This is a genomic window from Acinetobacter sp. A2 (genome assembly GCF_012371325.1).
Classification (GTDB): Bacteria; Pseudomonadota; Gammaproteobacteria; order Pseudomonadales; family Moraxellaceae; genus Acinetobacter.
This window is the reverse complement of sequence record NZ_JAAZQX010000023.1, coordinates 28,637-41,740: the sequence shown is the minus strand read 5'-3', so window position 1 is coordinate 41,740 and position 13,104 is coordinate 28,637. Positions and strand designations below refer to the sequence as shown.

The 13,104-nt window shown below is 43.1% G+C and carries 10 protein-coding genes and 1 pseudogene; 7 read left to right on the top strand and 4 right to left on the bottom strand.

Annotated elements, in window-relative coordinates:
* From HHA43_RS09650 to HHA43_RS09640, 3 genes and pseudogenes are all read right to left on the bottom strand, one after another.
* Positions 1 to 353, bottom strand: a pseudogene (locus HHA43_RS09650) (biotin synthase); the annotation flags it as partial.
* Between the two features lie 172 nt (positions 354 to 525).
* The gene (locus HHA43_RS09645) at positions 526 to 2,214 is read right to left on the bottom strand and encodes an AMP-binding protein (RefSeq protein WP_168542530.1); all 1,689 of its coding nucleotides are present in this window, start codon (positions 2,212 to 2,214) and stop codon (positions 526 to 528) included.
* A 96-nt stretch (positions 2,215 to 2,310) separates the two neighbouring features.
* On the bottom strand, positions 2,311 to 2,940 hold the full coding sequence (locus tag HHA43_RS09640) for a TetR/AcrR family transcriptional regulator (protein WP_168542528.1): 630 nt from the start codon (positions 2,938 to 2,940) through the stop codon (positions 2,311 to 2,313).
* Between the two features lie 148 nt (positions 2,941 to 3,088).
* On the opposite strand from HHA43_RS09640, the gene HHA43_RS09635 reads away from it, so the two are divergent.
* The 7 genes from HHA43_RS09635 to HHA43_RS09605 all read left to right on the top strand — a co-directional run bounded on the left by HHA43_RS09635 (position 3,089) and on the right by HHA43_RS09605 (position 11,048).
* On the top strand, positions 3,089 to 4,261 hold the full coding sequence (locus HHA43_RS09635; RefSeq protein ID WP_104487404.1) for an isovaleryl-CoA dehydrogenase: 1,173 nt from the start codon (positions 3,089 to 3,091) through the stop codon (positions 4,259 to 4,261).
* Positions 4,262 to 4,295: 34 nt separating this feature from the next.
* Positions 4,296 to 5,897 carry a carboxyl transferase domain-containing protein gene (locus HHA43_RS09630; protein WP_168542526.1) on the top strand — a complete coding sequence of 534 codons (1,602 nt, stop codon included), beginning with the start codon at positions 4,296 to 4,298 and terminating at the stop codon, positions 5,895 to 5,897.
* Between the two features lie 11 nt (positions 5,898 to 5,908).
* Positions 5,909 to 6,703 (top strand): enoyl-CoA hydratase/isomerase family protein, encoded by a 795-nt coding sequence (locus tag HHA43_RS09625; RefSeq protein WP_104487408.1) that lies wholly within the window; start codon positions 5,909 to 5,911, stop codon positions 6,701 to 6,703.
* Positions 6,704 to 6,721: 18 nt separating this feature from the next.
* Positions 6,722 to 8,716, top strand: a complete 1,995-nt coding sequence (locus HHA43_RS09620) for an acetyl/propionyl/methylcrotonyl-CoA carboxylase subunit alpha (RefSeq protein ID WP_168542524.1) — start codon at positions 6,722 to 6,724, stop codon at positions 8,714 to 8,716.
* On the top strand, positions 8,713 to 9,615 hold the full coding sequence (locus tag HHA43_RS09615) for a hydroxymethylglutaryl-CoA lyase (RefSeq protein WP_168461287.1): 903 nt from the start codon (positions 8,713 to 8,715) through the stop codon (positions 9,613 to 9,615). The genes HHA43_RS09620 and HHA43_RS09615 overlap by 4 nt, the downstream gene beginning before the upstream one ends.
* An 85-nt stretch (positions 9,616 to 9,700) precedes the next feature.
* The gene (locus tag HHA43_RS09610) at positions 9,701 to 10,405 is read left to right on the top strand and encodes a CoA transferase subunit A (RefSeq protein WP_168461285.1); all 705 of its coding nucleotides are present in this window, start codon (positions 9,701 to 9,703) and stop codon (positions 10,403 to 10,405) included.
* A 4-nt stretch (positions 10,406 to 10,409) separates the two neighbouring features.
* Complete coding sequence (locus tag HHA43_RS09605; RefSeq protein WP_168542522.1) at positions 10,410 to 11,048, top strand: CoA transferase subunit B; 639 nt, start codon at positions 10,410 to 10,412, stop codon at positions 11,046 to 11,048.
* Between the two features lie 385 nt (positions 11,049 to 11,433).
* On the opposite strand, the gene HHA43_RS09600 is transcribed toward HHA43_RS09605, so the two are convergent.
* On the bottom strand, positions 11,434 to 12,918 hold the full coding sequence (locus tag HHA43_RS09600) for an OmpA family protein (protein WP_168542520.1): 1,485 nt from the start codon (positions 12,916 to 12,918) through the stop codon (positions 11,434 to 11,436).
* Between the last annotated feature and the right edge of the window lie 186 nt (positions 12,919 to 13,104).

Sequence of the window (13,104 nt, the reverse complement as noted above, 5' to 3'; positions counted from 1 at the left end):
CGTACCATTTCCAACACATAAGGCATATCACGTTCATGTGGGTTACGCCATGCAGCGCCCATACAAAAACGTGAAGAGCCTGATTCTAAAGCTTCTTTGGCCTCTTGAATGACTTTTTCAACGGCAATGCGTTTTTCAGCTTCTAGTTGTGAATCATAATGCGCAGACTGCGAGCAGTATTTACAGTCTTCAGGGCATTTGCCTGTTTTAATGGACAATAAGGTACTGACTTGTACAGTATTGGCAGCAAAATGTTGGCGATGCATACGCTGTGCTTCAAAGACCAAATCTAGAAAAGGCTGTTCATATAACTGCTGAATTTCTTCTCGGGTCCAATCATTACGTACGGTCATCATTTTCATCCTTGATCATTGCGCTTCGCTCTTATACTTTGCGGTATCTTTTCACTATTGAGCAGACGCTATATTTTTGATTTTATTTACCCTTTATCTCCACACAAGAAATAAAGGGTGTGTACTGACAACATAACATGCGGATGCACCGCTTATTGTCTTAATAAAGACCTTAAGCGATTTCCTTTAAATTCAACTCTTCACGCATAAATTCACGTAATTTAAATTTCTGTGCCTTGCCTGAAGCAGTCATTGGAAATTCACTAAAGAAGCGTACATAGCGTGGGACTTTATTGTGCGAAATGTGTTCTGCACAATATTTACGAATCGCTTCTTCGGTACATTCATGGTGTTCATGCAAAATAATACAGGCACACAGCTCTTCGCCATAACGATGATCTGGCACACCAATCACTTGCACATCACAAACTGCATCGTGGGTATATAAGAAATCTTCAATTTCTTTCGGGAATAAGTTTTCTCCACCACGAATCACCACATCTTTAATGCGACCTTTGATTTTCACAAAGCCTTCATCGTCCATTTCTGCAATGTCGCCTGTGTGCATCCAACGTGCAACATCAATGACTTCCTGGGTTTTGTCATGTTCATCCCAATAGCCTAGCATTACCGAATAGCCGCGCACACATAATTCACCTAATTGCCCACGGGGTACAACTTTGCCATCTTCATCCACAATTTTAACTTCCAAGTGTGGATGCACTCGACCGACTGTACTGACACGGCGTTCTACCGAATCATCCGTCGAACTTTGTGCGCTCACAGGTGCTGTTTCGGTCATGCCATAACAAATGGTGATTTGTGACATGTGCATGCGGTCTATCACACGTTGCATAATTTCTTGCGGGCATGGACTGCCTGCCATAATGCCTGTACGCAAGCTAGACAAATCAAATTCATCAAACTGCTCATGCTCTAAAATGGCAATAAACATGGTTGGCACACCATAAGCAGCCGTACATTTTTCTTGCTGAATGGCTTTTAAGGTATCGAGTGGATTAAACACTGCGGATGGATAGACCATGGTTGAGCCATGTGTGATACAGGCCAAATTGCCCATCACCATCCCAAAACAGTGGAATAACGGCACTGAAATACATACACGATCTTGCGGACTTAAATGAATCGCCTCTCCCACAAAATAACCATTATTTAAAATGTTGTTGTGGGTCAGCATGGTACCTTTCGGATTGCCTGTCGTGCCTGAGGTAAATTGAATATTGATGGTTTCATCAAACTGCAATTCACTGGCAATTTGATCTAGCTTTTTCAGCATGTGCGTGGTTGGACTTGGTAGTAAATCCTGAAAACGATGAATACCTGTATGGCTCTGCTCATCAATTTTAATCACATGCTTTAAATGTGGTAATCGCTTAGCATTGAGGACTTTGTTGTCTGCCTGACACAGCTCTGGCGCAATTTTGGTGAGAATTTCCTGATAATTGGTGCTTTTAAATTGCGATGCAATAACCAAACCCTTACAGGAAACCTTGTTCAGCACAAATTCCAATTCATTGCTTTTATAAGCGGGGTTCAAGTTGACCAAAATCACCCCTGCCTTGAAGGCTGCAAATTGAGTGATTGTCCATTCCACACAATTCGGAGACCAAATGGCAAGGCGGTCACCTTTCTTAAAACCGAGTTTTAATAAGCTACAGGCAAAGGCATTGACCTGTTGCTGCAGTTGCTTATAGGTCAGACGCACATTTTGATGCACGCTTACCAAAGCATCCTGATCTGCATATTGCTGGCAAGCCTGATCAAACTTTTCACCAATAGTCATACCTAACAAAGGCTGATTACTGGTGCCATAGGCATAACTTAACCGTACTTGTGTCATTGAATCGATCTCCTTGATTCTTTGTAATTCTGTTTTCCAACACTATTAATTGTTCTATAACGACGATTACTTTTTTGCCTATTCTGTGCGTTGTTCTTATTTCCCTCCTTCCTGTTTCCGCACTGCATTCACACAAAAATCGGCAATTTGTTTGACAAAGTAATCTTTATAATTTTGATCAAACATTACATTGCGAGAAGGATTCAAAGGCTCAATCACCACAAAGGTCATGGATCCAACCACACCTAAAGCTGCAGTGTTTAAGTCTTCAAAATCAAACTCACTATTGACTTTTCCTTCAGCCAAAATTTCCTTGATGCTTTGTTTGATCAATTGTTTACTGCGAAAACGCTCATGTTCCATTTCTGGGTCTACAGGCTCGAACATTAACGAATACGCCAATTGGGGGCTGTTCATCGCACGCTTCACAAAAGTTGTAACTGATTTTTGCAATTTTTGTTTTGGCGTTAAATCTGACTTCGCAATGTGGTCCAAAATTTCAACTTCACGACGAATAGCAGCCGATAAAACTTCAATCAGAATCTGACTTTTATTTTCAAAGTAGCGATACACCAAACCTGTAGACACGCCTGCGCGTTCTGCAATGGCTTGTATAGACGCTTCTTTAAAGCCCCCATGAGCAATAAGTTCACGAGCAGAATCTAAAATCGCATTGCGATTTTGTTCCATACGTTCCTGCATCAATGATGATCTTTTATAACTCATATCTTATTCTCAACCAGATAAAATGAATTGTAAATCATTTTGTGAATTTTAGTTCACTTTTTTAAATTTTCGATGTATGTTAGAACCTAAGCACAACAATAATGCTTGTTTTAGGAACAACAAATATAACCTCAGGATGGATGAATACATGAATTTACAAAGCTTAGACTTCGGTTTGGATGAAACCTTAATCGCACTGCGTGATTCAATCGCTGCTTTTTGTGCAAAAGAAATTGCACCCATTGCACAACAGGTCGATCGTGATAACGAATTCCCTGCCCAGCTTTGGAAAAAATTTGGCGATATGGGCTTACTTGGCTTGACCGTGAGTGAAGAATACGGCGGCACCAACTTAGGCTATTTGGCTCACATCATTGCCATGCAAGAAATTTCTCGTGCATCAGCATCCATTGGTTTGTCTTACGGTGCTCATTCTAACCTATGTGTGAACCAAATTAAGCGAAATGGGACAGAAGAACAGAAGCAGCGCTATTTACCAAAATTAGTTTCAGGTGATTATGTCGGTGCATTGGCTATGTCTGAACCCAATGCAGGCTCAGATGTCGTCAGCATGAAGCTAAAAGCAGAAGATAAAGGCGATCATTACTTACTTAACGGCGCAAAAATGTGGATCACCAATGGTGGTGATGCCGATGTTTTGGTGGTGTACGCTAAAACTGATTTACAAGCAGGTGCCAAAGGCATGACGGCATTCCTGATTGAAAAAAATATGCCTGGTTTTAGTCATGGCAGCCATTTAGATAAACTGGGTATGCGTGGCTCGAATACCTATCCACTATTCTTTGACAATGTAGAAGTACCCAAAGAAAACGTCTTGGGTGGTGTAGGCAATGGCGTAAAAGTATTAATGAGCGGCTTAGACTATGAACGTGCTGTTTTAAGTGCTGGTCCTTTAGGCATTATGGATGCCTGCATGGACACCGTGATTCCTTATATTCATGAGCGCAAACAGTTTGGTCAGGCACTAGGTGAGTTTCAGCTGATGCAAGGCAAAATTGCCGATATGTATTCAACTTGGCTGGCATGTAAAGCACTCGTTTATGCCGTAGGCGCAGAATGTGACAAAGCTGAACACAGCCGCAGTTTACGTAAAGATGCAGCCAGTGCAATTTTATATGCAGCAGAAAAAGCCACTTGGATGGCAGGTGAAACCATTCAAACTTTGGGTGGCAATGGCTATATCAACGAATTCTCTGCAGGACGTTTATGGCGTGATGCCAAACTCTATGAAATTGGCGCAGGTACTTCAGAGATTCGCCGCATGCTGATTGGCCGTGAACTGTTTAACGAAACTGCCTAAAGAATAAATCACAAAAATAGACAAGGATGTTGGCATGAATCAATTACAGAGCAAAATTAATATTCGCAGCGACGAGTTCAAAAACAATCAGGCTGCTATGCAAGCATTGGTCGATGACCTGAGAGAAAAAGTCCAAAAAATTGCTTTGGGTGGTGGTGAAACGGCACGCCAAAAACATTTAGACCGTGGCAAATTGCTGCCACGTGAACGGATTGATCACCTGATTGATCCTGGTACCGCATTTATTGAAATTGGTCAGTTGGCTGCCTATCAGGTCTATCAGGATGATGTACCTGCTGCAGGCGTAGTTGCAGGCGTGGGTCAGGTCAATGGCGTGACCTGTATGATCATTGCCAACGATGCCACTGTAAAAGGCGGAACTTACTATCCACTGACTGTGAAAAAGCATTTACGCGCACAGGAAATTGCCGAACAGAATCACCTGACTTGTATTTATTTGGTCGATTCGGGCGGTGCATATTTACCGCTACAAGATGAAGTCTTTCCAGACCGTGATCACTTCGGACGCATTTTCTATAATCAGGCCCGCATGTCGAGCATGGGTATTGCCCAAATTGCAGTGGTGATGGGAAGCTGTACTGCAGGTGGCGCTTATGTACCTGCTATGTCAGATGAAACCATTATTGTACGCAATCAGGGGACAATCTTCTTGGGCGGCCCACCGCTGGTAAAAGCAGCTACCGGTGAAGTCGTTTCAAGTGAAGACTTGGGTGGTGGTGATGTGCACACTCGCCTTTCAGGTGTGGCAGACCACTTGGCAGAAAATGATGAACATGCCTTGGCGATTGCCCGTAACATTGTGGCGAACTTAAACAAAAAGCCAAACCCACAACCAGAGCAGGTAGAAGCACCGTTATTTGATGCCTCTGAACTGTATGGCATTGTACCGACTGATGCACGTAAACCATTTGATGTACGTGAAGTGATTGCCCGCATCGTCGATGGTTCACGTTTTGATGAGTTCAAAGCACGCTTTGGTACGACACTGATTACGGGTTTTGCCAAACTCTATGGTATGCCTGTCGGAATTATTGCCAACAATGGCATTTTATTTTCCGAGTCGGCACAAAAAGGCGCACACTTTATTGAACTGTGTACCCAACGCAGCATTCCCCTGCTATTTATTCAAAATATCACAGGCTTTATGGTGGGGCGCCAATACGAAAATGAAGGCATTGCCAAAAATGGTGCCAAACTGGTGATGGCGGTGGCGACAGCCAATGTACCTAAACTGACTTTAGTGATTGGTGGTTCTTTTGGTGCAGGTAACTATGGCATGTGTGGTCGTGCCTACTCGCCACGCTTTATGTGGACATGGCCAAACTCCCGTATTTCGGTAATGGGTGGTGAACAGGCATCGAGTGTTCTTTCAACATTAAAACGCGACCAGATTGAAGCCAAAGGTGGTAGCTGGTCGGCAGAAGAAGAAGACCAATTTAAACAGCCAATTCGTGATCAATACGAGCGTCAGGGTCATCCATATTATGCTTCTGCACGTTTATGGGATGACGGTGTGATTGATCCTGCTCAGTCGCGTGAAGTGTTGGCTTTAAGTTTGGCTGCTGCTCTAAATGCCCCAATCCAACCGACCAAGTTTGGCGTGTTCCGCATGTAAGAGGTGACAAAATGGATTATCAATTTTTACAACTCGAACAGCAAAATCAAGTGGCTACGGTTTGGATTAATCGTGCGGAGCTTCACAATGCCTTCAATACCCAAGTGATTGAAGAATTACATGCCTGCTTTCTGCAGTTGAATACGCGTGAGGATGTGCGTGTCGTAATTTTAGCTGGACGCGGCAAAAGCTTCTCTGCAGGCGCAGACCTGAACTGGATGAAGCAGGCAGGTCAAGCCTCTGAAGCAGAAAACCAAGCCGATGCCTTAAAACTGGCGAGAATGCTGCAAAGTTTAGCCACTTTAAAGCAGCCGACTATTGCCCGCGTGCATGGCATTGCCTTTGGTGGTGGTATGGGCTTGGCCTCTGCCTGTGATATTTGTGTTGCCAGCACGGATGCCAAATTTGCTACATCCGAAGTACGTTTAGGACTGGCTCCATCCACGATTAGTCCGTATGTAATTCGTGCCATTGGTGCACGTCAGGCATCCCGCTACTTTTTAACGGCAGAACGTATTTCTGCAGAACAGGCTCAGCAGATTGGTTTGGCACATGAAGTGGCAGCACCAGAACAGCTAGACAGCAAAATTGATGACATTGTACAAGCCCTCTTACTGGGTGGCCCAGACGCACAGCATGCCTCTAAACAACTAATTCAGATGGTCAATCAGCAAGTCTTGACCGAAGACTTATTGCAACAAACTGCACAGCATATTGCGCATATTCGCCAAGGAGATGAGGCGAAAAATGGCTTAAATGCATTTTTGAATAAACAAAGCCCGGCTTGGATCAAGACCACGGCATAATAAAAGAAGGATCGCACTATGTTTGAAAAGATTTTAATTGCCAACCGTGGTGAAATTGCCTGCCGTGTGATTCGTACGGCAAAAAAACTCGGTATTGCCACGGTCGCAGTCTACTCAGATGCTGATGCACAATCACAGCATGTCAAACTGGCAGATGAAGCCATTTATATTGGCGAATCCCCTGCGGCACAAAGTTATTTACAAGTTGACCGTATTATTCAGGCGGCTAAAAGTACCGGTGCGCAAGCCATTCATCCGGGTTATGGTTTCTTGTCTGAAAATGACCAGTTTGCCCTTGCCTGTAAAGACAACAATATTGTCTTTATTGGCCCGCCTGTTGAAGCCATTCTAGCAATGGGGCTTAAGGCCACTTCTAAAGCTTTAATGGAAAAAGCAGGCGTGCCACTAACGCCGGGCTACCACGGCACCAATCAGGATGCAGCTTTCTTAAAGCAACAAGCCGACAGCATTGGCTATCCGGTATTGATTAAAGCCAGCGCAGGCGGTGGTGGTAAAGGTATGCGTCTGGTTGAACGCAGTGAAGACTTTCTGAGCTCACTTGCCTCATGTAAGAGTGAAGCACGCTCTAGTTTTGGCAATGAAGATGTACTAATTGAACGCTATGTGATTCAGCCACGCCATATTGAAGTTCAGGTTTTTGGCGATACTCACGGCAACTATGTGCACTTATTCGAGCGTGATTGCTCGGTGCAACGTCGTCATCAAAAAGTGCTTGAAGAAGCACCTGCGCCTAAAATGCCAGAAGACAAACTCGAAACCATGCGCCAAGCTGCGATTGATGCTGCACGTGCCGTGAATTATGTGGGTGCAGGCACTGTCGAGTTTATTGTCGAGCAAGATGGTACAGCTTATTTCATGGAAATGAATACCCGCCTGCAGGTAGAACACCCAGTCACTGAAATGATTACAGGACAGGACTTGGTAGAATGGCAATTGCGAGTGGCCTTTGGTGAACCCTTACCAAAACAGCAGCATGAATTGCAAATTCACGGTCATGCCCTCGAAGCACGTGTCTATGCCGAAGAACCAGAAAAAGGCTTTATCCCCGCCATTGGTCAAATCAGCTACCTGCATTATCCAGAGCAAAATGATGCTGTGCGCGTAGACAGCGGTATTGTCGAAGGTGATGAAATCAGCACCTACTACGACCCAATGATTGCCAAACTGATTGTCTGGGGCAAAAACCGTGAAGCTGCATTAACACAAATGCACCATGCTTTAGGTCAGTTCCATGTCGATGGTTTGGGCAACAACATTGCCTTTTTAGATCGCTTAGTGCTGTGTGATTCTTTTAAAAATGCCAATTTGGATACAGGGCTTATTCAACGTGAGGAAGCATTTTTACTTAATGCAAAACCTGAAGTGGCTACCGAAACGATTGTTGCTGCTGCGTTAATTGAAGTATTGTCTCGTATTCAAAACAACAAAGCGGCAAATAGCGCTGTTTGGCAAAAAGATCTCTTCTGGCGTTTAAACCTACAAAACGCCCATACAGTGCAATTACAGTGCAATGACCAAACACTCAAAATTCAATTAAAACCGCAATCATCAGGTTTTGAAGCACACTTCAATGGGCAAACACTGAACGTTCAGGGCAAGCTTTTAGATGCGCATCGTCTACAGCTTTGTGTGAATGGTCAGCAACAAAAATTGGCTTTCAATCAAAACGCCCAAGGCATCACCCTATTCCAAAATGGTCAGCGCCATGTGTTTGGCTATGTGCAAGCTAATTTTAAAGGTGATGATCAACAAGACAATGACAACAACTTGACCGCACCAATGCCAGGTGTGATTACCCAAGTCTTGGTCGCAGCCAATGCTCGTGTGAAAAAAGATGATGTGTTAATGACCCTTGAAGCCATGAAAATTGAATATTCAATTCGTGCACCTTTTGATGGCATTGTGGCAAGCTCATATTTCCAAGCAGGTGATCAGGTCAAAGCCGGTGATGAACTGGTCGAGTTTGAAGCCTTGACGGAGGAAGTTGCATGACTGAATTTGTCAAAATTGTAGAAGTTGGACCACGTGATGGTCTGCAAAATGAGAAAACACCACTCACATTGGCAGACCGCAAAAACCTGATTTTGGATTTAATGCAAACGGGTTTAAAAAACATCGAAGTTGGCTCCTGTGTTTCAGCTAAATGGGTACCGCAAATGGCAGACAGCGATGTGCTGTTTGCCGAGTTACCCAAAGACCCGAACATTCAATTCAGTTTACTCACGCCAAATTTAAAAGGTTTTGAGTCGGCTTTAGCAGTAGGTTGCAAAGAGGTTGCGGTTTTTACCGCAGCTTCTGAAAGCTTTACCCGTAAAAACATCAACTGTTCGATTGATGAGAGTCTGGAAAAGTTTAGTGATGTGATGCGCCTCGCCAAAGCACATGATATTCAAGTACGTGGTTATGTATCTTGTATGGTGGACTGCCCTTATGAAGGTGCAATTGAGCCGAAACAGGTCGCTAAAGTCACTCAGCAATTATTGGACATGGGGTGTTATGAAGTGTCCTTGGGTGAAACCATTGGCACAGCAACCCCAGACCGTGTACAAAAAGTTTGGAATGCTTGCTTGGCACAAGTCGATACCAAAGTTCTGGCAGGTCATTTCCATAATACCTATGGTATGGCGATTGCCAATATTTATCAGTCACTCTTACAAGGCATTCGGGTATTTGACTCATCCATTGCCGGTCTAGGCGGTTGCCCATACGCCAAAGGTGCTTCGGGCAATGTCTCGACTGAGGATTTGTATTATCTACTCTCCAACATGGGCTTTGAAACGGGTATTCAGGTGGATGCTTTAATGCAGGCTAGCCGTAATATCAGCGAAGTATTGCAGCGCAACAATCCCTCCAACTATGCCAATGCTTATTGGCAAAAGGCCTGTGCTTAAAGCCCAAATCTGTATGAACAATGCTTTATAAGCAACAAATGCAACGGCAAGTGAATGCCGTATAGAAAATAAATAGAGGTGACAAATGTCCAATAAAGTATATGACAGCGCACAAGCTGCATTAAATGGTGTGGTGCAGGATGGACAGACCTTAGCGGTTGGCGGTTTTGGTTTATGTGGCATTCCAGAAGCCCTGATTGCCGCGCTCAAAGCTACAGGCGCAAAACAACTAACTTGCATTTCTAATAATGCAGGGGTCGATGGTTTTGGTTTAGGTCTATTACTTGAAACCAAACAAATCAAAAAAATGATTTCGTCTTATGTCGGTGAAAATAAAGAATTTGAACGCCAATTTTTAAATGGCGAATTGGAAGTCGAACTCACCCCACAAGGTACACTGGCTGAAAAATTACGTGCAGGCGGTGCAGGTATTCCTGCATTTTTCACTCCTACAGGTGTTGGTACGGTCATTGCAGAAGGCAAAGAAGTCCGTGAATTTAATGGCAAAGACTATATTTTAGAAGAATCCTTAACGGCAGATGTCGCTTTAGTTAAAGCCTATAAAGCAGATAAGGCTGGCAATTTGATTTTCCGTAAAACCGCACAAAACTTTAATCCAGTCTGTGCCATGGCGGGCAAAATCACCATTGCAGAGGTTGAGGAAATTGTAGAGATTGGCGATTTAGAACCCGATGAAATTCACCTCCCGGGGATTTATGTGAATCGCATTGTCCTGAATGCAACTCCAGAAAAACGTATTGAACAAATGACTTTAAAGGCGGAGGCTTAATCACATGGCTTGGACGCGTAATCAAATGGCGCAGCGCGCCGCACAAGAATTAGAAGATGGTTTTTATGTCAACCTAGGCATTGGCTTACCGACACTTGTTGCCAATTATATTCCTGACCATATCGATGTCTGGTTGCAATCTGAAAATGGCTTGCTGGGGATTGGTGAATTTCCGACTGAGGCTACGGTAGATGCCGACCTGATCAATGCTGGAAAACAGACAGTCACCGCGCGTAAAGGTGCCGCCTTTTTCTCTAGTGCAGACTCATTTGCCATGATTCGTGGCGGGCACGTCAATATCGCCATTTTGGGTGCAATGGAAGTTTCAGAAACTGGCGATCTGGCCAACTGGATGATTCCAGGCAAGAAAGTTAAAGGTATGGGCGGTGCAATGGATTTGGTTGCAGGCGTGCAAAAAGTCGTGGTACTGATGGAACACTGTGCCAAAGATGGCACCCCTAAAATTGTATCGCAGTGCAGTTTACCGCTTACGGGTAAAGCGGTGGTGCATCGTATCATTACCGATTTAGGCGTTTTAGATATTACTCCACAAGGGGTAAAACTGGTCGAACTTGCACCTGATGTCAGCTTTGATGAAATTCAAAAAGTTACAGGTGTAGCCTTAGAAAAAATAGCGGCTTAATGTACTTTCTGCCTTTTAATCCCCCTCTCCTCAGCAAGTTTTGAGGCAATGCTTTAAAACTTGCTGAGGAGAGGTTTTATTTTATATTGACTCTCAGACTTTTTACTAAACATCTTTCATACATCCGTTTAAGCGCATAATTCAGTCCCCCCTCATCCTAACCTTTTCCCTAAGGAACAGGGACTTCCAATAATCATTGAATTGATCATTTATGATTAATTTTTGATTTATGAAAACGTTCTACTGAACAAAAAATCATATAAAAATTATTTTCAATTTTGATATTTGAATAATTTTTCGATATTAATCAGCAATAAAAAAAGCCCTCACTTCACAAAGTAAAGGCTGAGTACAAAGTCAATGCTACAAGAAAATGAAACCGTTTTTAAGGTTGTGCTACCTTCTGTTCCACTACACCTGCATCTTCCACACTACGCACCGTACCTGTATCTACATTCGATACTTCAAACTCAATACGGCGGTTTTTAAATTGACCTTCTGGGGTTGCATTGGCAGCAATTGGTTGTTCTGACCCAAAACCAACTGCTTGCAACTGACCTAGGTTTACACCACGTGATACCAAATAATCCACCACAGCCTGCGCACGTTGTTGTGACAAGGTTTTATTGGCATTGGCATCACCCACGGCATCGGTATGCCCTTTGACCGTTAAATGAACTTGTGATGCACGCTGCATCAATACCGCAGCCTGATCTAAAATAGACTTATTGGCTTCTGGAATTTGTGTAGATGCAGAGTCAAAATTAATAATTTGCATGTTCAATGCAGTCGCAATATCCAAGGCTTGAATATTGTCAGGATTAATCGCAGCTAAAGCCTGTTCAGCATTGCTAATACTTGTAGTAACAGCATGATTGACATCTGTTTGCGCAGTTTCTACCGGTTGCTGAGTTACCACCGTCATGTTTTTAGCCAATGGACGGATTTGACTCGCCAAGCGCTCTGCATCAGCAGGATTAGCTGCCTGAATTGAAAGTTGATTACCTACCCAGTTTAAATTGACATTCGGTACACCCTTCAGCATTTTTAAAACACTTGGAATAACGTCTTGATCAATAAACTCTGAGTGATAATTTGCATAATTTTCCGCACCACAACCCGTTGGATGATTGAAAATTTGCTTAACCTCTTTTTGTAAAATTTCCATATAGCTTGGATTATTCAGCAAAATTTGACAGGTAATTAAATTGCCATCACTGCCCGTACTGACTTGTAACATTGCAGCCTGATTGGCAGCCACTTGTGTCTGCGTGGTTGCAGGGACTTGATCACGGTCACTACATGCACGGAATAAAAATGCCAATAAGCCAATTAAAATAATTAAAGCCAAAATTGGCAATAACCAAGAACGACGTTCTTCTACGGGTTCAGCCACAACCACTTCTGGCGCTTGGTGCACAGTCTGCCCTGCAGCATTATTTACACCTAAAGCGGCCAATAATGCTGTTGCCCATTGTGGTAAAGCCGCCTGAATTGAATCTAAATTATTTTGCAATAAATGTTGAATCGCAACTGGGTCTGATGAGCCTGCCTGATTTTCAAGAAAGTTTAAGCTAGGTGCAATTGAACGATTCAGTGTATTTTCAATTTCGACTTGTGGTGCTGTGCCACTCACCATATCCATAAACTGCTGTTTTAAAGACAAGTTTGAACCAAAGACATCGCCCACACGAGGGTTAAGCTGTCGATGCAAATTATCTATTAATTCAGGACGTGAATTTAAAATAGACAATAAAATGGGATAAAAGCTATTCAGTGCCTGATTTTTTTCAAGCAAATGCTGGGTTTCCCCTTCTAATACAATAGATGAGACACTTTGTTTGAGTAGGTCAATAAAATCTGTTTGCATATACAGCCCTCTTTTTTGTCTTTGTTTTCAAGTTGTTTTTTAGTGTATATGCTTAAAATTTAAACAAATGTAATAAATTGTGGTGTTTTGATTTTGTTATGAAATTTGCGTCAACGGAGTGTTGGCTTTCTATTTTTCAATCGCATAAAAAAGCCAGCCGAAGCTGACTTTTATCTAAACTTGAAA